The following is a 21,418-nucleotide window of genomic DNA, read 5'->3' on the forward strand; positions in this document are numbered from 1 at the left end:
GTACCGGCGTCAGACGTGCGCCCCGGAGTCCGCCTCCAGCACGCCGGTGAGCAGCAGCACCACCACGACGGCCGCGAGCCCGTACCGGTAGTAGACGAACGGCCGGTAGGAGTACGTCGAGATGATCTTGAGGAAGCCGATGAGGACGACGTAGCCGACGGCGAACGCCACCAGGGTCGCCAGCACGATGTCGACGGCGTCCGCGGACCCCGGCGCCGCGTCCCCCGCGGCGGCCTTGGCGATCTGGTAGAAGCCGGACCCGAGCACCGCCGGGACGGCGAGCAGGAACGAGTAGTCGGCCGCCGCCTTGCGGGTGAAGCCCATCGCCAGGCCGGCGGTGATGGTGCCGCCGGAGCGGGACACGCCGGGCACCAGGGCGAGGGACTGCGCGAGACCGAAGCCGATGGCGCGCTTCGGCGTGAGCTCCTCGATCTGGCGCTCCCGGGCGCCGAACCGGTCGGCGACGTCCAGCAGGACGGCGAAGACCACCAGCATGACGACGGTGATCCACAGGTTGCGCAGGGACGTCTCGATGGCGTCCTGGAACAGCAGGCCGAGGACCACGATCGGCACGGAACCGAGCGTGATGTACCAGGCCATCCGGGCGTCGGAGTCGTGAGCGCCCATCCGCGACCGCCAGTCGGAGCCGTGGTCCCCCCGCAAGGAGGTCCACCAGCCCACGCAGACGGCGCGGATGGTGCGGCGGTAGTACAGCAGGACGGCCGTCTCGGTGCCGATCTGCGACACCGCCGTGAACAGCGCGCCCGGGTCGGCGCCGCCGATCAGCTCCCCGACGATGCGCAGGTGCGCGCTGGAGGAGATGGGCAGGAACTCGGTGAGGCCCTGCACCAGGCCGAGGAGGATCGCTTCCAGGGGACTCACGAGCGGCAACCCTACCGGTGACCTGGCCGTGCACGGCGCGGGACCGGACCGGCGCGCCCGGTGCGCCGGTAGGCTCCGCCGCATGGAACGACGGCAGGTGGGCACCTCGGGCCTTCGGGTCTCCGCGCTCGGCCTCGGCACGATGACCTGGGGCCGCGACACGGACGAGGTGGACGCCGGCGACGTGCTGCGGACCTTCCTCGACGCGGGCGGCGACCTCGTCGACACGGCCGCGTCGTACGCGGACGGCGACGCCGAGCGGATCCTCGGCGGCCTGCTCGCCGGGACGGTGGAGCGCGAGGACGTGGTGATCGTCACCAAGGCGGGGGTGCGGCAGGGGGCGCAGGGAGCGCGCCGCGACGCCTCGCGGGGCGGTCTGCTCGGCGAGCTCGACGCGTCCCTGCGCCGCCTCGGCACCGACCACGTCGACCTGTTCCTCGTGGCGTGCCCCGATCCCGTCACCCCGCTGGAGGAGACCGTCTCGGCGCTGCGGCTGGCCGTCACCAGCGGGCGCGCCCGCTACGTCGGCCTGTCGAACCACCCGGCGTGGGCGTCGGCGCGCGCCGCGACGCTGCTCGCCGACGACGGCGTCGGGCTCGCCGCCCTCGAGCTGGAGTACTCGCTGCTGCAGCGCGGCCTGGAACGTGAGATCGCGCCCGCCGCCGCCGCCCTCGGCCTGGGCGTGCTGGCCTGGTCGCCCCTCGGACGGGGCGTGCTGACGGGCAAGTACCGCCGGTCGGTGCCGGCGACGTCCCGCGCGGCCTCGGACCATCTGGCCGGGTTCGTCGCGCAGTACCTGGAGGACGCCGCCTGCGCGGCCGTCGTGGAGGCCGTCGCGACGGCCGCCGACGGCCTCGGGAGAGCCCCGCTGGAGGTGGCGCTCGCCTGGCTGCTCGACCGTCCTGCGGTCGCGGCGGCGGTCGTGGGCGCCCGCACCCCCGCCCAGCTCAAGGGCACGCTCGGCGCGCTCGACCTCGTCCTGCCGCAGGAGGTGCGCGGCGCGCTCGACGACGTCTCCGCGATCGAGGTCGGCTACCCCGAACGCTGGTAGCCCGCGTCGTCACCCGGCGTCGACGGGACGGCCGTCCGCGGCGGCCTCAGCGGGCGCCGGCGTCGACGGCGTCCAACGGGTCCCCGTCGTCGTCCTCGTCGTCCTCGTCGTCATCGTCGTCATCGTCCTCGTCGTCCTCGTCGTCGTCCTCCCCGTCGTCGAGGTAGAACGGCGTCACCTCCGTGTACACCTGGGCGAGGGCGTCCTCGTACACCTCGAACGCGTCGGCGAGCACCTCGTAGGCGTCGTCGACGGCGGGGTCGTCCTCGGCTCGTCGGGTCTCCACGGCGTGGAGGTGGCCCTCGAGTGCGGCGACGAAGCGGTCCAACGCGGCACGCGGATCAGCGGTCATGCTCTGACGTTAGCCGTAGCGGGGGCACAATGGGCAGACGAAGACGGAGGACGACCTGTCCGGGAGGCGACGGATGGCATCGAGCTGGCGCAGGCACGGGCACTACGAGTACCGCGTCGTGACGATCGACCGGGACGTGTCCGTCCCGGACGCTCGCAGGATGCTCACCGAGGAGGCCGAGTACGGCCGGTGGGAGCTGGCCCGCACGCGGCTCTACGTCGGCGGGCACCGCAAGGTCTGGTTGCGCCGCAAGGTGATCCGGGCCGCGTCCACGCTCTGACCGACCCGTGGGCGCGTACCGCAAGTCCCGGCACGACGCACCGGCGGGGTTCTTCGCGACGGAGGCGGCCGGGCTGCGCTGGTTGGACGTCGACGGCGGTCCCCGGGTCGCCCGGGTGCTCGACGTCGGTCCGGGTCACCTCGACCTGGAGCGCCTCGACCCGGCCACGCCGACGCCGACGGCCGCCCGTGCGTTCGGCCGCGCCCTCGCCGCCCTGCACGACGCCGGGGCGTCGGCGTTCGGGGCGCTCCCCCCGGACGCGACCGCCGGGTTCTTCGGCCCCCTGGACGACCCGTTGCCCATGGAGCACGGCTCCTGGACCGACTGGCCGACCTTCTACGCCGAGGCACGGCTGCGACCCGTCGTGGCGCAGGGCCGCGCGCGGGGCGTCCTCGACCGGGCCGACGCGGAGGCGTTCGAGACCGTGTGCGCGGTGCTGCCGCGGCTCGCCGGGCCCGCCGAGCCGCCGGCGCGGCTGCACGGCGACCTGTGGTCGGGCAACGTGCTGTGGGTGCGGGGCGGCGACGGCGGCGAGGCCGTGCTGATCGACCCGGCCGCGCACGGGGGGCACCGCGAGACGGACCTGGCGATGCTCGCCCTGTTCGGCGCACCGCACCTCGACGTCGTCCTGGCCGCGTACGACGAGGCCCACCCGCTGGCGCCGGGGTGGCGCGAGCGGGTGGGCCTGCACCAGCTCTACCCGCTGGCGGTGCACGCCGTGCTGTTCGGCGGCGGGTACGTGGACCGCACCCGCGACCTCGTGGCGCGGCTGGGCGCGCGCTGACCGGCCGGCACCGGCGGCGTCAGCAGGTCGTGAGCAGCCTGTCCAGGACCCGGGTGCCGAACCGCAGCGCGTCGGTGGGCACCCGCTCGTCGACGCCGTGGAACATCCCGGCGAAGTCGAGGTCGGCGGGCAGCCGCAGCGGGGCGAACCCGTACCCGGTGATGCCGAGCCGCGCGAGGGACTTGTTGTCCGTCCCGCCGGAGAGGGTGTAGGGCAGCACGGCGGCACCCGGGTCCTCGGCGTGCAGGGCGTCGACCATCGCGTCGACCAGGCCGCCGGTGAAGGGCACCTCGAGCGCCTGGTCGGCGTGGATCGTCTCGACGCGGACGCCGGGACCCGCGAGCTCGCGCAGCGCCGCGGCGGCCTCCGCCTCGTGGCCCGGCAGGGTCCGCATGTCGATCGTCGCGGACGCCGAGCCCGGGATGACGTTCACCTTGTACCCGGCGTCGAGCTGGGTGGGGTTCGCCGTGTGCCGCACGGTGGCCCCCACGAACTTCGCGGCCGGGCCGAGCGCCGCGACGAGCGCGTCGACCTGCGCGCGGTCGGCGCCGCCCTCGGGGTCGAACGGGAGGCCGGTGAGGTCGGCGACACCGCGCAGCAGGCGCTCGACCGTCGGGGTGAGCGTGTACGGCCAGGCGTGCCGGCCGATGCGCGCCACGGCGGCGGCGAGCTCGGTCACGGCGTTCTCGGTGTTGACCTGCGAGCCGTGCCCGGCCCGGCCGTCCGCGACGAGCCGCAGCCAGGCCAGGCCCTTCTCCGCCGTCTGGACGAGGTAGGCGCGGCGTCCGCCGACCTCGACGGAGAACCCGCCGACCTCGCTGATCGCCTCGGTGGCACCCTCGAACAGCTCGGGGTGGTGGTCCACGAGCCAGCGGGCGCCCAGCACTCCCCCGGCCTCCTCGTCGGCGAACATGCCGATGACGACGTCCCGCGCGGGACGCCGGCCCTCACGGACCATCTGGCGCACGACCGCGAGGATCATCGCGTCCATGTCCTTCATGTCGACGGCGCCCCGGCCCCACAGCAGGCCGTCGCGCTCCTCGCCGGCGAACGGGTCGACCGTCCAGTCCGAGGCCTGCGCGGGCACGACGTCGGTGTGGCCGTGCAGCACGAGCGCGCCGCGCGACGGGTCGGTGCCCTCCCAGCGCGCCACGACCGAGGTGCGACCCGGGGCGGCCTCGAAGACCCGGGGCTCGAGACCGACCTCGGCGAGGAGCTCGGCGACGAGCTCGGCGGCCTGGCGCTCACCCGGCCCGGAGCCGTCGCCGAAGTTCGAGGTGTCGATCCGCAGGAGGTCCTGGCAGAGCCCGACCACCTCGTCCTCGGCGGTGGGGTGCTGCTCGGTGCGCGGGGCGGGGTCGATGCTCACGCGTCCACCGTACCCAGGCCGCGGCGGGCCAGGAGCGGGTCGATCGCGGCGTCCCGGCCGCGCAGGTCGCGGAAGGAGTCGAGCGGGTCCTGCGACCCGCCGCGGGCGAGCAGCAGGCGCCGGAACGCGTCGCCGTTGGCACGCGTGAGGCCGCCGTTCTCGCGGTACCACTCGACAGTGTCGGCGTCGAGCACCTCCGACCAGATGTAGCTGTAGTAGGCGGCGGCGTAGCCGGAGCCCCACACGTGGTTGAAGTACGCGGTGCGGTAGCGCGGCGGCACCGGCGCGTAGTCGAGCCCGGCCTCTGCGAGAGCGGTGGCCTCGAAGGTGGCGACGTCGGCGGGGTCGGTGGGCACCTCGTCGGGGCCGAGCCGGTGCCAGGCCTGGTCGAGCAGCGCGGCGCCGAGGTACTCGGTGGTGGCGAACCCCTCGCCGTCGGCGCGGGCGGCGAGCAGGGTGTCGACCCAGGCCGCGGGCATCGGCTCGCCGGTCACGTGGTGCACGGCGTACGACCGCAGGATCTCGGGCTCCCACGCCCACATCTCGTTGACCTGGGAGGGGAACTCGACGAAGTCGCGCGGCACGCCGGTGCCGGACTGCGACGGGTAGCGCACGTCGGACAGCAGGCCGTGCAGCGCGTGCCCGAACTCGTGGAACAGGGTGATGACCTGGTCCCAGGAGAGCAGGGTGGGTCGCCCGGCCTCCGGCTTGACGACGTTGAGGTTGTTGAGCACGACGGGCCGCTGCCCGAACAGGTGGTTCTGGTCGACGAGGGTGTTCATCCAGGCGCCACCGCGCTTGGTGGGGCGGGTGTACCAGTCGGCGAGGAACAGGCCGAGCCCGGTGTCCGGCTCGCCGGGCTCGGTGGCGTCGAACACCTCGTAGACGCGCACGTCGGGGTGGTAGCCGACCAGGTCGTCGCGCTCGACGAAGGAGAGCCCGTACAGGCGACGGGCGGCCTCGAGGACGCCGTGCTGCACGACGCGCTCCAGCTCCAGGTAGGGGCGCAGCTCGGCGTCGTCGAGGGCGTACCGCTCCCCCTTGACCTGCCCGGCGAGGTGCGCCCAGTCGGCGGCGCGCAGCTCCGCGCCCGGGTCGGTGCGGTGCAGGTGCGCGGCGAGCTCGGCGCCCTCGGCGCGGGCGTTCGCCACGGCCGGCGGGGCGAGGCGGGCGAGCATCTGCGCGACGGCGTCGGCGCTGCCCGCGGTGGCGTCCTCGGCGACGTAGGAGGCATGGTGCGGGTGGCCGAGCAGGCGGGCGCGCTCGGCGCGCAGCCGGGCGATCTCCAGCAGGGTGGCCCGGGTGTCGTGGTCGTCGCCGTGCGTGCCGCGGGTCTCGCTGGCCTGCTGCACGCGCTCGCGCACGGCCGGGTCGGCGAGCGCCCCGACGACGTCCTGACGGGTGGGGAGCTGCAGCACGATCAGCCACCCGCCGGGGTGGCCGGCCTCGGCGGCGGCCTGCGCGGCGGCGGCGACCTCGTCGTCGGAGAGCCCGGCGAGCTCGGCGCGCTCGGTGACGAGGACGGCGGACGCCTTCTCCCCCGCGAGCAGGCGACGGGAGAAGAGGGCCGACAGCTCGGACAGGCGCGCGTTGAGCTCGCGCAGACGCTCCTGCTCGACCGGGGCGAGGTCGATACCGGCGCGGCGCAGGTCCTTGCGCCAGGTGCGCAGGAGCCACGCCTGGTCGGGGTCGAGGGCGACCTCGCCGGCCTCGACCCGCGCGGCCAGGGAGGCGAGCCGGGCGTGCAGGCGCGCGTCCTGGTAGATCGCGTCGTGGTGGGCGGCCAGCAGGGGCGCGACGCGCTCGTGGACGTCCTCCACGTCGGGGGTGGCGTGGGCGCCGACGAGGTTGAACAGCACCTGCGCCGCGCGGTGCAGCAGGCGGCCCGAGCGCTCCAGCGCGTCGAGGGTGTTCTCGACCGTGGCGGGTGCGGTGTCGGTGGCGATCGCGTCGATCTCCGCGCGCTGCTCGGCGAGCCCCTCCAGCAGCGCGGGCTCCAGGTGCTCGACCCGGAGCACCCGGAAGTCGGGGAGCTCGTAGGGCAGGTCGGACGGGCGGGCGAGCGGGTTCTCCGCAGCAAGGGCCATGGCGTCATCCAACACCGTCGCCCGCAGGGAGGTCGAACCGCGGGGGTCGGCCCGCCGGGTGCGTGGCCCCGGGCCCGCGCGCGGTGCGAAACGTTTAGCGCCGTCGGCAGCGCGGGCACGGTGCGGCAACGTGGACTGGTCCCGTCCGGTGAGAACGAAGGAGTTCGACATGCGACGACTCGCAGCCCTGGCCGCCGTGGTGGCCCTGGGCGCAGCTGGCCTCGTGGTGGCGACGGCGCCACCCCCGGCCGAGGCGCACGGCGCCCAGGTCTTCCCCGGCAGCAGGCAGTACTTCTGCTGGGTCGACGGCACCTCCGCGGGCGGCGACATCCAGCCGTCCAACCCCGCCTGCGTCGACGCCGTCGCCGCCAGCGGCAAGACACCGCTGTACAACTGGTTCGGCAACCTCGACTCGAACGGTGCGGGCCGCACGGCCGGGTACATCCCCGACGGGCGGATCTGCGACGGCGGCGGCAACGGCCCCTACGACTTCGAGCCGTACAACGCCCCGCGGACCGACTGGCCGACGACCCACGTCACCGCCGGCGACACCTACCAGTTCCAGCACAACAACTGGGCGGCGCACCCGGGCCGGTTCGACGTGTACGTCACCAAGGAGGGCTTCGACCCGACCGCCCCGCTCGGCTGGGACGACCTGGAGAAGATCGACACCGTCACCGACCCGCCCGCGACGGGCGGCCCCGGCGGGCTGAACTACTACTACTGGGACGTCACCCTGCCGTCCGACCGCACGGGTCGGCACGTCGTCTTCACGCACTGGGTGCGCTCGGACAGCAACGAGAACTTCTACTCCTGCTCCGACGTCGCCTTCGACGGCGGCGACGGCGAGGTCACCGGCCTGGACGGCGACGTCCCGGGCCCGACCCCGACGCCGACCCCCACGGACGATCCGGAGGGCTGCCCCGACGCGGCGCCCGGGGCACCCGGGGCGGCCATGGCCTCGAGCATCACGCAGACGGGCGCGCACGTGATGTGGGGTGCCGCGGAGGCCGGCTGCGTCACCGGCTACGACGTGCTCGACGCCGCCACCGGCGAGGTGCTGGCCTCCACGCACGGGTCACCCATGGTGGACCTCACCGGCCTCGACCCCGGTACCGAGCACTCCGTGGTCGTGCGCTCGCGCAACGACAACACCGACACGACGTCGGCGCCGACGGCGGTCCTGACGTTCACGACCGAGGCCGACGACGGTGAGCCGGAACCCACCCCGACGCCCACCCCGACCGAGGACCCGGTCGGGGCGTGCACCGCGGACTACACCGCGTCCCACTGGGGCAACCATCCCGGGTACACCGGGTCGGTGACCGTGACGAACACCTCCGACGCCGCGGTCACGGGCTGGGTGGTCACCTTCGACTACCCGGGCGGTCAGGAGGTCGACGCGCCGGGCTGGAACGCCACCGTGGCGCAGTCCGGCACCCGGGTCACCGCGACCCATCCGGCGTGGGCCTCCTCGATCGCCCCGGGGGCGTCGGTGACGTTCGGGTTCAACGGCACGGCGACGTCCGCGACGAACCACCCGGACCCCACGGGCTTCACGCTCGCCGGGGTGGCCTGCGACTGACCCGGCCCGGCCGGCGCACGACGCGGCGGGCGCCGGCGGGGAGCACTCTCGCCGGCGCCCGCCGCGTCAGCCCGCCACCACGCCGTCGGCCGTCACCTCCAGCCGCGTGTCGATCCCGGCCCGGTCCAGGAACGACCGGTCGTGGCTGACGACGAGCAGCGCGCCGCGGTAGCCCACGAGCGCCTCGACCAACCGGTCCGCGCCCGCCAGGTCGAGGTTGTTCGTCGGCTCGTCCAGCACGAGGAGCTGCGCAGGCGGGTCGGCGAGCAGCAGCCGGGCCAGGTGCACCCGGAACCGCTCCCCGCCGGACAGCGTCGACACGGGCCGGTCCACCTGGTCGCCGCGCACGAGGAACCGCGCCAGCCGTCCCCGCAGCTCCCCCGGCGTGGCCTCGGGGGCGCCCGAGCGCACCGCGTCGAGCACCGTCGCGTCGTCGTCGAGGTCGTCGAGGCGCTGCGGCAGGTACCCGACGCGGTCCGTGCAGAGCTCGCCCGCCGCCGACGGCCCGTCGACGAGCCTCTCCAGGAGCGTCGTCTTGCCGACGCCGTTCGGCCCGGTCAGCGCCACGCGCTGCGGCCCCGCCAGCACGACGTCCCGTCCGCCCGCGCCCCGCAGCACGGCGATCCGACGGCCCGCCGGGACCTGCGGGTCGGGCAGGTCGACGACGATCCGGGCGTCGTCGCGCACCGTCCGCTGCGCCTGCTCCACCGCGTCGCGCGCCGACTGCTCCGCGGCGAGCGCCGCACCCCGCCGGTTCCCCTGAGACTTCTCCGCCGCGTTGCGGCGGTCGTTCACCACCGCCTTGACGTACTTGCGGTTCGCGGTGTCCGTCCGTCCCTGCCGTTCGGAGTGCGCGATCCGTTCGGCGGCCTTGATCCGCTCGCGGCGTTCGCGGCGCCACGTCTGCTCGGCGTCGCGGACGGCCCTCTGGGCGGCGTCCTGCTCGACGGCCAGCCGCTCCTCGTACGCCGAGTAGGGGCCGCCGTAGGTCGACAGCGACCCGGCGCGCAGCTCGGCGGTGGCGTCCATCCGTTCCAGCAGCTCGCGGTCGTGGGACACCACGACCAGCGCACCGCGCCAGGTGCGCACGAGCTCGCCGAGCCGTTCCCTGGCCGCGCCGTCGAGGTTGTTCGTCGGCTCGTCGAGCAGGGCGACGTCGGCGCGGCCGAGGCGCACGCCGGTCACCGCCGCCAGGACGGCCTCGCCGCCGGACAGCGTGCCGACGGTGCGGTCGAGGACGCCGGGCGAGCTGGGCAGGCCGATCGCAGCGAGCGCGGCGACGGCACGCTCCTCGACGTCCCAGTCGTCGCCGACGACGTCGAAGAGCTCGGGCCGGACGTCGCCGTCGGTGATCGCGCGCACGGCGTCGAGCGGGGCCCGCACGCCGAGCAGGTCGGCCACCGTGGCGTCCGTGTCGAGGGTGAGGCGCTGCGGGACGTAGGCGACCTCGCCGGCGACCGAGACGACGCCCGCGGTGGGTGTCAGGTGCCCCGCGACGAGGCGCAGCAGCGTGGACTTGCCGGTGCCGTTGTCACCGACGAGACCGGTCCGGCCGGTGCCGAACGTGCCGGACACTCCGCTGATCGGGGTGCCGCCGTCGGGCCAGGAGAAGGTGAGGTCGCGCAGGACGACCGCGGCAGGGGTGGGGAGGTGGGAGGGCACGGTGCTCCTCGAGGACGGGTCGGGTGCGCCGACGGCGTCAGTCCACCAGGGATGCACCGGTCCGGGTGCGGGTGGGCAGGCGTCAGCGCGGGGTCGGACCGACCGTCGTGCCCGTCACCTCGAGATCCCTTCGCCCGTCCCCTCTCACCTGCGGCCTGCCCGCGGGGACGCCGTCCACCATCGCACCCGTCGCGGTGGTCGCGCAACGGATATGAAGAACGTCACCGGACGCGCAGCCACTCGTCGAAGGCCTCGGCGCTGGTGAACCGCGGCACGTAGCCGAGGACCTCGGCCAGGCGGGCGTTGTCCAGCACCGGTCGGTACCGCAGGAACCCGACGCGTTCGGGCCCGTGCACGGTCAGCCGCAGCGTCCGCCCCACCCGCAGCGCACCGGCCAGCACCGGCGCCGGGACGTCGAGAGTCTTCTTCCCGAGGCGTCGGGCGATGTCCGCCACCGTCATCCGCCCGTCGCCGCAGACGTTGAACGCGCCCGTGGCCGTACCGGTCGCACCGGCGACGATCGCGCCGGTCACGTCGTCCACCCAGGCGAAGACGAACGGGCTGTCGCTCCCCCGCACGCGCAGGAGCCGCGGGGCGTCCCACAGCGCCGTGATCTGGTTCGACACGCCCGGCCCCAGGATCGTGCCGATGCGCAGCACCACCTGTCCCAGGCCGGGGTGCGCGTCGCGGTAGCGCGCCAGCATCTCCTCGACGAGGCGCTTGTGGCGCGAGTACGTGAACTCGTCGTTGCCCCGCAGCACGTCGGACTCCCGCAGCGGCACCGGGTTGTCGGCGTGGTAGCCGTACGCCGCCCCGGAGGAGGAGACGACGACCCGTCGTACCCCCGCGGCCACGCAGGCGTCCAGCACGTTCCGGGTGCCGTCGACGTCCACGCGACGCTCGGTGGCCTCGTCGAGCGTGCCCGGGTTGACGATCGCCGCGAGGTGCACGACCACGTCGACGCCGTGCTCGGCGACCGCCTGCCGCACCGCGTCCGCGTCGGTGACGTCGAGCGTCACGGCGGTGACGCCGTCGGGCAGGGCGGCGGGGGGCCGGACGTCGGCCGACACGACCGTCGTGACGTCGGACCGGGCCGCGAGCGCGGCGACCGCGTGCGAGCCGAGGAACCCGGACCCGCCGGTGACCAGGACCGTGCTCATGCGACCACCTCCGAGGTGCGGGACCGGGTGCGGCGGGCCCAGACGGTGGCGAGCGCGAGCCCCGCCAGGATGTCCCAGATCCCCCACCATCCGGCGACCACGGCCATGCCGCCGATGCCGTCGAAGAACGTGAAGACGAGCCCGAGGCCGAGACCGGCGTTGCGGATGCCCGTCTCGAAGGTCATGGCCTTGACCTCGCGCGGCCCGAGGCCGCCGAGGCGTCCCGTGAGGTACCCGGTGCCGAGCGCGACGACCTCGTGGCAGAACACCGCCAGCAGCACCATCGAGATGTACGTGACGAAGATCTGGTAGTTGCCCGCGAGCGCCGCCACGATCAACCCGACGAGCGCGACGAGGCTGAACCAGCGCACCGGCTTCTGCAGCCGCGCGGCCACCCGCGGCCAGCGGGCGCGCACGGTGAGGCCGACGGCGAAGGGCACGCCGATGACCAGGGCGATCTCGGTGAACATCTTGGCCGGGTCGAGGCTGACCTCGGCGAGGATGTCGCGGGCCGTGGGGTGCAGGCCGCCCCAGAACGCGATGGACAGCGGCATCGTGAACACGTAGACGGCGTTGGCGACCGCCGTGAACGACACGGACAGCGCGACGTTGCCGCCCGCCCGGTAGGTGAGCACCTGGGAGACGTTCCCCGGCGGGCAGCAGGCGACGAGGATCAGGCCGAGCGCGATCGACGCCTGCAGGTCGAGCGCGAGCGTGAGGCCGAGGGTGACGGCGGGCAGCAGCAGGAGCTGCGCGCCGAGCGCGAGGACCATCGCCTTGGGGGCGCGGCGCACGACGGCGAAGTCGGACGGCGCGGTGTCCAGCGCGATCCCGAGCATGATGAGCCCCAGCACGACGGACAGGACCACGAGGTTGCCGTCGGAGAACGCGACGGCGGCGTCGTCGATGTTCACGCCGCCCCCTGCGGTGCGAGGTCGGCCGCGAGGCGGCGCACGGTGCGCCGGTAGGCGTCCTTGTTGACGTAGTAGCTCATGCGTTCCAGCCCGAGGTAGCGGTATCCGCCGGTGAGATCCGGCCAGGGCTCGGCGAGGCGCGCCCGGAACCGCGCGGCGCGGGCGGCGGCCGCGGCGTCGCCGTCCACCCCGGCGGCGTCCGCCGCGAGGAAGCGGGCGACCAGCTCGGCCTGCTCGGCCCGGCCCTGCCACCCGATGCCGGACGCCTCCAGCATCCCGACGACGAACAGCCCGTTGGCCGACGGCGGCACGACGTTGCAGAACAGCCGCGGCGACGTGCCCGACCCGGGGCCGCCCCACGCGAGGTGCGCGGGGTCGACGAACGGGTAGTCGAGGCGGTAGCCGGTGGCGAGCAGGATCAGGTCGTAGTCACCTGCCGTACCGTCGGCGAAGCGGACGGTGCGGCCCTCGACGCCCGCCAGGTCGGGGCGGACGCGCAGGTCGCCCTGGCCTGCGTGCTGCAGCACCAGGGAGTTCACGACGGGGTGCGACTCGTAGATCTTGTGGTCGGGCGCGGGGAACCCGAACCGCCGCGGGTCGCCATTGAGCAGGGTGAGGAGCCGGGAGTCCACGGCCTGCTTGATCCGGGCGGGCAGCGGGCGGCCCTGGTTGAGGGTGTCGGTGGGGCGGCCCAGGAGGTAGCGGGGCACGAACCAGTACCCGCGTCGCACGGACAGGTCGACGGACGCGGCGCGGTGCACGGCGTCGACCGCGATGTCGCAGCCCGAGTTGCCGCCCCCGACCACCAGGACCCGCTTGCCGGCGAAGACCTCCGCGCTCTTGTAGGCGCTGGAGTGCAGGACCTCGCCGTCGAAGTCCCCGGGCAGGGCGGGGACGTTCGGCTCGGCCAGGGTGCCGTTGGCGACGACGACGTGGCTGTAACGGGCGACGCCGGGGCCGGCGGGGCCGGCGGCGTGCACGTCCCAGCCGGACGCCCCGCTCGCGTCGCCGTCGACCGGCTCGACGGCCGCCACCCGCGTGGCGAACCGGACGTGGCGGCGCAGGTCGAAGGTGTCGGCGAAGGTGCGGAAGTAGCGCAGCAGCTCGCGGTGGCTCGGGTAGTCGACGTCGGAGTCCATCGCCAGCTCGGCGAACTGCGTCGTCGTGCGCGACGAGATGAGGTGCGCCGACTCGTAGACGGTGGACCGCGGGTTGTCGATGTCCCACAGGCCGCCGACGTCGTCGTGGGCCTCGTACCCCGTCCAGGCCAGACCCTCACGGTCCAGCGCCCGCATCGTCGCCAGACCGGACGGACCCGCCCCGATCACGGCGACGTGTCGTTGCAGCGTCATCGCCTCGTGCTCCTTGCTCACCGCCCGCCGAGCGCGGGCCGCACGAGTGTACGGCCCCGCGCAGGGTGCCCCGGGCGGGGCGGCGTCCACCAGGGAAGGGGGTCCGCCGAGGCCGGGGCGGGCGCGGTCAGGCGGCGGCGGTGGGCGCCTCGTCCGGCCACGGCTCGGCCGGCTGCCGCGGGTCGTCGGGCAGCAGCGACGCCATCCACGAGTCGCGCAGCGTGCCGCGCTGCGCGCCGTAGCGACGCAGCGTGCCCTCGAACCGGAAGCCGAGCTTCCAGGCGACGCGACGCGACGCCCAGTTGCCCGTGAACGCCTGCCACTGCAGCCGGGTCAGGCCCAGGCCTTCGGGGTCGAGCGCCCAGTCGACGACCAGCCGGGCCGCCGCGGTCGTGAGACCGCGACCGCGGGCGTCGGGCGCCGTCCAGTAGCCCAGCTCGCCGCGCCGCTGCTCCCCCGGCTCGCCGCCGCAGGACACGCCGACCATCCCGAGCACTGCGCCGTCGACCGACCCCGGGGCCCGCACGGCCCACGTGAAGTCGCGTTCCTGCTCCCACCCGGCGGGCACGAACCCGGAGACGAAGCCCGTGGCGTCCTCGACGGAGTAGGGGGACGGGACGACCGTCCACGCGGCGATCTCCGGGTCGACGCAGACGGCGGCGATGCGCTCGACGTCGGCGCCGGTGGGGACGGACAGGGTGACGGCGCTGCTGCGCAGGACGAACGGCTCCATGGGCGGATCCTGCCAGGCGGTCCGTGGTCCGTCAGGTCCTTTGCGGTGCGTCCCCCGCGGCGGGCGCGTCGTCCCCGGCGGGCTCCTGCTCCGCGGCCGCACCGGCGTCGCCCGCGGCGTCGTCGTCCGGCGAGGCGGAGCTGTCGTGGGCGCGGAGCAGCGGGACCGGCGGGTCCCCCCGCAACGTCGAGAAGACCGTCCACACCACCGCCACGAGCGGCACCGCCACGACCGCCCCGAGGATCCCGGACAGCACCGTCCCGCCGAACACGGCGATCGCCACGACGACCGGGTGCAGCGACACCTGCTTGCCCATGATGAGGGGCTGCAGCACGTGCCCCTCGAGCTGGCCGATGAGGGCGATCCCGACGGTGACGATGAGGGCCGTGACGATCCCCTCGGCGGCGAGCGCCACGACCGCGGCGATGATCATCGCCAGCGGTGCACCGATGAGCGGGATGAACGCGCCGATGAGCACGAGCACCGCGAGCGGCGCCGCGAGCGGCACGCCCAGGATGCTCAGCAGCACGAACGCGAGGATGCCGTCGATGAACGCGATGATGACGGTCCCGCGGGCGAAGCCGGAGAACGTGTACCAGCCGGCGCCCGCCGCCTCCCGGAGCCGGCGCCGGTTGCGCGCCGGAAGCTGGTGGACGAACCAGTCCCACATCCGGCCGCCGGAGTTGACGAAGAAGATCGTGCAGAAGATCGCGAGCGCGATGACCATCAGCGCCTCGAAGACGGATCCCGCGCTCTCCGCGGCCCGGGAGGCGAGCGTGTCGGCGTTGTCGGACAGCCACTGCCCGGCCGCCTGGAACCACTCGTCGAGCTGGTCACCCGTGACGGACAGGCCGAAGGGCAGGTGCTGCAGGAAGTCGAGGATCTGCTGCAGGCCGGTGTCGAACTGCCCGGCCAGCTCCGTCCACTGCCCGGCCACCGACGCCACCACGAACGTCATGAGCCCGCCGAACACGACGAAGCCGGTCAGCAGGGACAGCACGGTGGCCAGCGGCCGGGGCATGACCCGGTCGTAGACGTTCGCGAGCGGTCGGAACACGGACGTCAGCACGAGCGCGAGGAACACCGCGACGAACACGAGCTGCACCTGTGCCGTGGCGTACACCACGAGCGAGAGCCCGACGACGAGCGCCACCAGCCGCCACGACCAGCCCGCGGACGTGCGCAGCCACTGCGGGACGTTCTCCCTCGTCACGCGCCCGTCCTCGCTCGTCACCCTCGCTCCCTCCGCCCGGTGGTGCCAGTGTGTGCCCACCACCGGCTCAGTGCACGGAGAACCCGCCGTCGACGTGGATCGACTGCCCGGTGACGTATCCGGACGCCGCCCCGGCGAGGAACACCGCGGCCCCCGCGAAGTCGGCCGGCACACCGTTGCGGCCCACCAGCGTGCGGTCCGCGAGCGCCGCGACGCGCACCGGATCGTCCTGGAGGCGCTGGTTGAGGGGGGTGAGCACGAACCCGGGCACCAGGGTGTTGGCGGTGACGCCGTGGGCGGACCACGCCTCGGCCTGCGAGCGCGCGAGGGACTCGAGCCCGCCCTTGGACACGCCGTAGACGCCGCTGGTGACGAACGCGCGGTGCGCCTGCTGGGAGCTGACGTGGATCAGGCGACCGTACCCGCGCTCGGCCATGCCGGGCCCGAACCGCTGCCCGAACCAGAACGGCGCCTCCAGGTTGACGGCCATGGTGGCGTCCCACACGTCCGCGTCGATGCTCGCCATCGGCGGGCGCAGGTTGATCCCGGCGCTGGAGACCACGACGTCCGGCTCGCCGAACGGGGCGGCCGCGTCGTCGGCGGCCTGCTGCGCACCGACGCGGGTGGACAGGTCGCCGACCACGACGGCGACGCGGCAGCCGAGGCCGGTCAGCTCGCGCGCGGTGTCCTCCAGGGCCGGGCGGCCCCGGGCGACGAGCACGACGGCGGCACCCGCCCGGGCCAGCGCGGTGGCGATGCCCCGGCCGATGCCGGAGCTGCCTCCGGTGACGACGGCCGTGCGCCCGGCCAGGGAGAACAGGTCCTCGACGTAGCTCATGACGGGAGCGTAGGCCGTGGGCGGGGTGGGGTGGGACGACGCCCGGGACCGGGCTCGTCCGTTGCGGTGGTGGTCGCTGCCGCGGCACCTCGGTGCGCTCGCGATCCGCGCCTACCAGGGTCTGGTCTCGTCGCGGACCGCCGCCCGGTGCCGGTACGTCCCGACGTGCAGCGCCTACGGGCTCGCGGCGGTCCGCACGTTCGGGCTGTGGCGGGGGTCCCGGCTCGCGCTCGGCCGGGTCCGCCGCTGCGACCGGGACGTCGCGCCCGGGACCGCCGACCCGTTGGTCGTGCGTCCGGCCTGAGCGCCGTGGCCGCGATGCGCGCGCCGGCCCCGGACGCACGAAAGGCAGGGAGACCACTCCCTGCCTTTCTCAAGGTATAGCGCACGGGGGGTCTTGCCGCAAGGCCCCCCTGGGGGCGCACCATCGAGTCTTCGGACCGGCTGCACGACCTGCCCCGCAGCCTCGGTCCGCAGTCCCGAGGACGGAGCCCGATGCCCCCGCAGACCCTGCCCCTGTTCGCCCTGCCCGCCGCCCGGGCAGCCCAGGCCGACCCCGCGCTCGTCGCGGCCGACGAGAAGCACCTCACCGCGATCGCCACGCACCTGGCCGCGACGGCGGACGACGTCCGCGACCGTCTCGACGCCGCCCGCCGACTGCCGGCGGGGCGCGGACAGGCCGCGTTCGACCGTGACCAGGAGGTGCACCGGCTGTCCGGCCGGCTGCGGCTGCTGGAGCGGTACGGCGTCGACCTCTGCCTGGGCCGCATGGTCCCGGCCGACGGCGGCGACCCCGTGTACGTGGGGCGCCTCGGCCTGACCGCCGCGGACGGGCGCACCCTGCTCGTCGACTGGCGCTCGGCGGCCGCCGAGCCGTTCTTCCGCGCCACGCACGCCGACCCGCGCGGTCTGTCGAGCCGCCGCCGGTACCGCTGGGCGGACCGCCGGGTCGTCGACTACTGGGACGAGGTGCTGACCCTCGACGGCGACACCACCGGTCTGGCCCCCGACGACGACTCGGCGTTCTTCGGCAGCCTCGCCACCAGCCGGACGGAGCAGATGCGGGACGTGCTGGGCACCCTCGCCGCGGACCAGGACGCCGTCGTGCGGGCGCCCGCGCGCGGCGCGCTCGTCGTGGACGGCGGCCCCGGCACGGGCAAGACGGTCGTGGCCCTGCACCGGGCCGCGTACCTGCTGCACGCCGACCCGGCCGTCGGGGGCCGGCACGGCGGCGTGCTCGTCGTCGGGCCGCACGACGGCTACCTCGCCTACGTCGCGGACGTCCTGCCGAGCCTCGGGGAGGACGGGGTACGGCTGGGCACGCCCACCGACCTGGTGCCCGAGGGTGCGACGGCGCGACCCGAGCCCGACCCACGGGTCGCGGCGCTCAAGGGTGACGCCCGCATGGTCGACGCCCTCGACCCCGCCGTCGCGCTGCACGAGAACCCACCGACCAGCACCCTGCTCGTCGAGACGCCGTGGGCGGACGTCGTGGTGACGCCGCGGGACTGGGCCGAGGCCTTCGCCGCCCCCGACCCGGGCACACCCCACGACGACGCCCGGGACGAGATCTGGTCCGCGCTGCTCGACCTGCTGGTCGACCAGGCGACCGACGCCCTCGACGGCGGGCGGGCGTCGGCGTTCGACGACGAGGGCTGGGGTCGCGACCAGGAGCGGGACGACGGCGCCGAACGCGGGTCCGACGGTGACGACGACCAGTTCGACGCCTACGGCCTGGCCGGCGAGGACCCGACGACGGGACTGCGCCGCGCCCTGGAGGGCAGCGCCGAGCTCGTCCGCGCCCTCGACCGCGCCTGGCCCCTGCTCGACCCGGCGGACGTCGTCGGCGACCTGTGGACCGTGCCCGCGTACCTGCGCCGGTGCGCGCCGTGGCTCACCGCGGAGGAGGCGGACCTGCTCCGGCGGGACGACCCGCACGCCTGGACGACGGCCGACCTGCCGCTCCTGGACGCCGCACGCCGGCGCGTCGGGGACCCTCGCGCCGTGCGCGAGCGCCGGCGCCACGAGGCCGAGCGCGCCGCCGAACGTGCCCGCATGGACGACGTCGTCGAGCACCTGCTCGCCACCGACGACTCCGACCTCGGGGTCATGTCCATGCTGCGCGGGCAGGACCTGCGCACCGCGCTCGACGAGCCCGCCGTCGTCGCGGGGACCGCCGCCGACGCCTGGGCGGGGCCGTTCTCGCACGTCGTCGTCGACGAGGCGCAGGAGCTCACCGACGCGCAGTGGCGCACGATCCTCGCCCGCTGTCCGTCCGGCAGCCTCACCGTCGTCGGCGACCGGGCGCAGGCCCGTCACGGTTTCACCGAGACCTGGGCGCAGCGGCTGGCACGCGTCGGGGTGCGGGACGTCGCCCAGGCCACCCTGACGATCAGCTACCGCACCCCTGCCGAGATCATGGCCGTCGCCGGGCCCGTCGTCCGCGCGGCGATCCCCGACGCCAACGTGCCCACGTCCGTGCGCAGCACCGGCACCGCCGTCCGCCACGGGTCCGCCCGCGACCTCGAGCACGTCGTCGACGCCTGGCTCGACGACCACGCGGACGGCACGGTGTGCGTCGTCGCGGCGGACCCCGGCACCGCGCCGGACCGGCCACGCGTGCACCGCCTCACCCCCGAGCTGACCAAGGGCCTCGAGTTCGACCTCGTCGTCCTGATCGACCCCGCGTCGTGGGGCGACGGCGTCACCGGCGCCGTCGACCGGTACGTCGCCATGACCCGTGCCACCGCCGAGCTCGTCGTGCTCACCTGAGGTCGGTGCCGTTCACCCGCTTCCCGGCGGGTGAGCGGGGGCGTCCGCGCGCACCATCGAACCAGGTCGCCCCGCCCCGGAGGACGGCCCGTCCGGAGGTGACGCGATGACGACGATGCCCGCGTACGACGCCGACCAGCTCGCGCAGGTGCTCGGGATGCTGCCCGACGTCGACGCCGTCGAGCTCAAGCTGACGGTCCCCGACGCCGAGCACCGGCGCGTCGTCGCCGCCCTCGGGATCGACGTGCTCGACGCGCAGATCCGGCAGGTCGCGTTCGTCGACACCCTCGACCTGCGGCTCGCCGCCGCCGGAGTCGTCGTGCGGGCCCGCCGCACCCAGGCCAAGGCCGGCGACGTCACCGTCAAGCTGCGCCCGCTGCTGCCGACCGAGGCACCCGAGCACCTGCGCCGCCGACCCGGCTTCAAGGTCGAGCTCGACGCCTCCCCCGCCGGGTTCACCTGCTCCTGCTCCCTGACCACCGAGGTGAGCGACCGCAGGGTCCGGGCGCTGCTCGACGACTTCGGCACGCTGTCGAAGATCCTCGACCGGGACCAGCGCTCCCTGCTGGAGGAACGGCTCCCCGCCGGCACCGGGCTCGACGACCTCGTCGTCCTCGGACCCCTCACCCTGCTCAAGGCCCGGTTCGCCCCCGAGGGGCAGCAGCGCCGCATGGTCGCCGAGCTGTGGTTCCTGCCCGACGGGACCCGCATCCTCGAGCTCTCGACCAAGACCACACCCGCCGGGGCCTTCCACGCCGCCGCCGAGACCAAGGTGTTCCTCGCCTCCCGCGGCATCGACCTGGGCGCCCCGCAGGAGACGAAGACCCGCGCGGCGCTCGCCGCGCTCGTCGCGCAGCGTGACGTCACAGGGACAGCTTGAAGCCCTCGTGCGACGGTGCGTACCCGAGCGAGCGGTAGAAGCGGTGGGCGTCCGGCCGTTCCTTGTCGGAGGTGAGCTGTGCGAGCGCGCAGCCCCGCGCACGTCCCCGGGCGTGCGCGTGCTCCATGAGCGCACGGCCCACGCCCCGGCCACGGAGCCGCGCGTCCACCCGGACCGCCTCCACGAGCAGCCGCGTCGCGCCCTGGCGAGAGATCCCCGGGACGAACGTCAGCTGCATGCACCCGACGACCTCGCCGTCGAGGGCGGCGACGACGAGCTCGTCGTTCGGGCTGGCCTCGATCGCCTCGAACGCGGCGACGTGCGCGGGCCCGAACGCACCCGTGCGGGCCGCGGCCACCGGGTCGTCGGCGATGAGCTCCACCACGCGGGGCAGGTCGTCGCGGGTCGCCGCACGGAACGAGACAGGCACGGTGGTCGCGGCGGGATCAGGCACGCCCGGAGGCTAGCAGCGTGCCCGATGGTGGTTGACCTAGGCACACGCGGTCGCCGACGGCTCTCACGGGGCGCTGGCTGGTCCTTCGCTGTTCCCGACGGAAACAGCGCCCACGGGTCCACACGCCCGGACGATGCGGACCCTTGCCACATCGAGGTCACTCATCGATGAAGTTCCCCGCGATTCCCCATGACGGCCGAGGACGAACCCCAGTTTGAGGGCGATGTCTCGGCTGGAGCGCATCGTCATCGATCCGGAGGTCGTCCACGGGCGCCCGCGCGTGCGGGGCACCCGCATGCGCGTGACCGACGTGCTCTCGCTGCTCGCCGCCGGCGCGGCCGAATCAGAGATTCTCCAGAACTATCCGTACCTGACTGCAGACGACATCAAGGCGTGCCTTGAGTACGCAGCGGCTCAGGCTGACCACGCCGTCCTGATCGCCTCGTAGCGTCGTGCGGTCCTCATCGACGCACAACTTCCCCCTGCGCTCGCGCGGATGCTGATCGAACAAGGCCATCAGGCCGAGCACGTCATCGATGTCGGCCCGGCCGACGCATCCGACGGCGACCTGTGGCGATACGCGCTGGACAACCAGGCCGTGATCGTCACGAAGGACGAAGACTTCGCCGACATGACCGCGGTCCGTAGCCCGGCGCCAGTCATCGTCTGGGTTCGGATCGGGAACACCACACGACGCGGACTCCTCGAGTGGTTCCAGCCATTGCTCGGACAGGTGGTTGAGATGGTCGAGACCGGCAACAATTTCATCGAACTGCGCTGACTCGACGCTCGGACGACGCGGACGCCTCCATCATCAACGTCACCTCTACGTGCAGCAGTCCCGGGAACAACAGAAAGCCTCCCGGTTGTGGACCCGGGAGGCCTTCGTCGTCGCTGTCTCCACGAGTGTCCGGAGGGGGACTTGAACCCCCACGCCCGATAAAGGGCACTAGCACCTCAAGCTAGCGCGTCTGCCATTCCGCCACCCGGACAGGTGGACCGTGGCGAGGCGTTGCTGCCTCGCTCGGTGCTGGAAAAACATAGCACGCC

General features: G+C 74.3%; 21 protein-coding genes and 1 tRNA gene. 9 read left to right on the plus strand and 13 right to left on the minus strand.

Annotation, left to right across the window (positions count from 1 at the left end; genetic code table 11):
- Window positions 1–9: 9 nt before the first annotated feature.
- Window positions 10–882 carry an undecaprenyl-diphosphatase UppP gene (gene uppP / locus I598_RS03900; RefSeq protein WP_068201437.1) on the minus strand — a complete coding sequence of 291 codons (873 nt, stop codon included), beginning with the start codon at window positions 880–882 and terminating at the stop codon, window positions 10–12.
- Window positions 883–964: 82 nt separating this feature from the next.
- Between uppP and I598_RS03905 the strand changes: the two genes are divergently transcribed.
- Complete coding sequence (locus tag I598_RS03905) at window positions 965–1,933, plus strand: aldo/keto reductase (RefSeq protein WP_068201441.1); 969 nt, start codon at window positions 965–967, stop codon at window positions 1,931–1,933.
- Between the two features lie 46 nt (window positions 1,934–1,979).
- Here the strand turns inward: I598_RS03905 and I598_RS17565 are convergent, their stop codons facing one another.
- The gene (locus tag I598_RS17565) at window positions 1,980–2,285 is read right to left on the minus strand and encodes a primosomal protein (protein ID WP_068201443.1); all 306 of its coding nucleotides are present in this window, start codon (window positions 2,283–2,285) and stop codon (window positions 1,980–1,982) included.
- Between the two features lie 73 nt (window positions 2,286–2,358).
- Between I598_RS17565 and I598_RS03915 the strand changes: the two genes are divergently transcribed.
- Together I598_RS03915 and I598_RS03920 are read left to right on the plus strand one after the other, a co-directional pair.
- Window positions 2,359–2,565, plus strand: coding sequence for a DUF5703 family protein (locus I598_RS03915; RefSeq protein WP_068201445.1), 207 nt, complete (start codon window positions 2,359–2,361; stop codon window positions 2,563–2,565).
- Between the two features lie 7 nt (window positions 2,566–2,572).
- A complete protein-coding gene (locus I598_RS03920; RefSeq protein WP_068201447.1) occupies window positions 2,573–3,349 on the plus strand; it encodes a fructosamine kinase family protein in 777 nt (258 codons plus the stop codon).
- Between the two features lie 19 nt (window positions 3,350–3,368).
- Here I598_RS03920 and I598_RS03925 read toward each other — a convergent pair whose 3' ends face one another.
- Together I598_RS03925 and I598_RS03930 are read right to left on the minus strand one after the other, a co-directional pair.
- A complete protein-coding gene (locus tag I598_RS03925; protein ID WP_232314254.1) occupies window positions 3,369–4,718 on the minus strand; it encodes a M20/M25/M40 family metallo-hydrolase in 1,350 nt (449 codons plus the stop codon).
- Window positions 4,715–6,805 carry a M3 family metallopeptidase gene (locus I598_RS03930; RefSeq protein WP_068201450.1) on the minus strand — a complete coding sequence of 697 codons (2,091 nt, stop codon included), beginning with the start codon at window positions 6,803–6,805 and terminating at the stop codon, window positions 4,715–4,717. Before I598_RS03930 ends, I598_RS03925 begins: the two co-directional genes overlap by 4 nt.
- A gap of 169 nt (window positions 6,806–6,974) precedes the next feature.
- On the opposite strand from I598_RS03930, the gene I598_RS03935 reads away from it, so the two are divergent.
- Complete coding sequence (locus tag I598_RS03935; protein ID WP_068201451.1) at window positions 6,975–8,390, plus strand: lytic polysaccharide monooxygenase; 1,416 nt, start codon at window positions 6,975–6,977, stop codon at window positions 8,388–8,390.
- Between the two features lie 66 nt (window positions 8,391–8,456).
- On the opposite strand, the gene I598_RS03940 is transcribed toward I598_RS03935, so the two are convergent.
- The 7 genes from I598_RS03940 to I598_RS03970 form a co-directional block, all read right to left on the minus strand.
- Complete coding sequence (locus I598_RS03940) at window positions 8,457–10,052, minus strand: ABC-F family ATP-binding cassette domain-containing protein (protein ID WP_068201452.1); 1,596 nt, start codon at window positions 10,050–10,052, stop codon at window positions 8,457–8,459.
- Window positions 10,053–10,273: 221 nt separating this feature from the next.
- Window positions 10,274–11,212, minus strand: coding sequence for an NAD-dependent epimerase/dehydratase family protein (locus tag I598_RS03945; RefSeq protein WP_068201453.1), 939 nt, complete (start codon window positions 11,210–11,212; stop codon window positions 10,274–10,276).
- Window positions 11,209–12,126: a bile acid:sodium symporter family protein gene (locus I598_RS03950; RefSeq protein WP_068201454.1), complete on the minus strand. Its 918-nt coding sequence runs from the start codon at window positions 12,124–12,126 to the stop codon at window positions 11,209–11,211. Before I598_RS03950 ends, I598_RS03945 begins: the two co-directional genes overlap by 4 nt.
- Window positions 12,123–13,478 carry a flavin-containing monooxygenase gene (locus I598_RS03955; protein ID WP_068201455.1) on the minus strand — a complete coding sequence of 452 codons (1,356 nt, stop codon included), beginning with the start codon at window positions 13,476–13,478 and terminating at the stop codon, window positions 12,123–12,125. Before I598_RS03955 ends, I598_RS03950 begins: the two co-directional genes overlap by 4 nt.
- Before the next feature lie 127 nt (window positions 13,479–13,605).
- The gene (locus I598_RS03960; RefSeq protein WP_068201457.1) at window positions 13,606–14,211 is read right to left on the minus strand and encodes a GNAT family N-acetyltransferase; all 606 of its coding nucleotides are present in this window, start codon (window positions 14,209–14,211) and stop codon (window positions 13,606–13,608) included.
- Window positions 14,212–14,242: 31 nt separating this feature from the next.
- Entirely contained in the window at window positions 14,243–15,424 is a 1,182-nt protein-coding gene (locus I598_RS03965; RefSeq protein ID WP_232314255.1) for an AI-2E family transporter, read from the minus strand.
- A gap of 67 nt (window positions 15,425–15,491) precedes the next feature.
- Window positions 15,492–16,262: an SDR family NAD(P)-dependent oxidoreductase gene (locus I598_RS03970; protein ID WP_068201459.1), complete on the minus strand. Its 771-nt coding sequence runs from the start codon at window positions 16,260–16,262 to the stop codon at window positions 15,492–15,494.
- 16 nt (window positions 16,263–16,278) lie between these two features.
- Here I598_RS03970 and yidD point away from each other — a divergent pair, with 16 nt between their 5' ends.
- From yidD to I598_RS03985, 3 genes are all read left to right on the plus strand, one after another.
- Window positions 16,279–16,566, plus strand: coding sequence for a membrane protein insertion efficiency factor YidD (yidD, locus tag I598_RS03975; protein ID WP_083972853.1), 288 nt, complete (start codon window positions 16,279–16,281; stop codon window positions 16,564–16,566).
- A 191-nt stretch (window positions 16,567–16,757) separates the two neighbouring features.
- Window positions 16,758–19,034, plus strand: coding sequence for an RNA polymerase recycling motor ATPase HelR (gene helR, locus I598_RS03980; protein WP_068201461.1), 2,277 nt, complete (start codon window positions 16,758–16,760; stop codon window positions 19,032–19,034).
- Between the two features lie 106 nt (window positions 19,035–19,140).
- Window positions 19,141–19,914 carry a hypothetical protein gene (locus I598_RS03985; RefSeq protein WP_068201470.1) on the plus strand — a complete coding sequence of 258 codons (774 nt, stop codon included), beginning with the start codon at window positions 19,141–19,143 and terminating at the stop codon, window positions 19,912–19,914.
- Here I598_RS03985 and I598_RS03990 read toward each other — a convergent pair.
- A complete protein-coding gene (locus I598_RS03990; RefSeq protein ID WP_232314256.1) occupies window positions 19,898–20,368 on the minus strand; it encodes a GNAT family N-acetyltransferase in 471 nt (156 codons plus the stop codon). The genes I598_RS03985 and I598_RS03990 overlap by 17 nt on opposite strands.
- A gap of 223 nt (window positions 20,369–20,591) precedes the next feature.
- On the opposite strand from I598_RS03990, the gene I598_RS03995 reads away from it, so the two are divergent.
- Window positions 20,592–20,816: a DUF433 domain-containing protein gene (locus I598_RS03995; RefSeq protein WP_068201474.1), complete on the plus strand. Its 225-nt coding sequence runs from the start codon at window positions 20,592–20,594 to the stop codon at window positions 20,814–20,816.
- 48 nt (window positions 20,817–20,864) lie between these two features.
- Window positions 20,865–21,149 (plus strand): DUF5615 family PIN-like protein, encoded by a 285-nt coding sequence (locus I598_RS04000; RefSeq protein WP_068201478.1) that lies wholly within the window; start codon window positions 20,865–20,867, stop codon window positions 21,147–21,149.
- A gap of 126 nt (window positions 21,150–21,275) precedes the next feature.
- Here the strand turns inward: I598_RS04000 and I598_RS04005 are convergent.
- Window positions 21,276–21,360 (minus strand) — tRNA-Leu (locus I598_RS04005).
- Window positions 21,361–21,418: the final 58 nt, after the last annotated feature.

The sequence above is a fragment of the Isoptericola dokdonensis DS-3 genome, assembly GCF_001636295.1.
GTDB lineage: Bacteria > Actinomycetota > Actinomycetes > Actinomycetales > Cellulomonadaceae > Isoptericola > Isoptericola dokdonensis.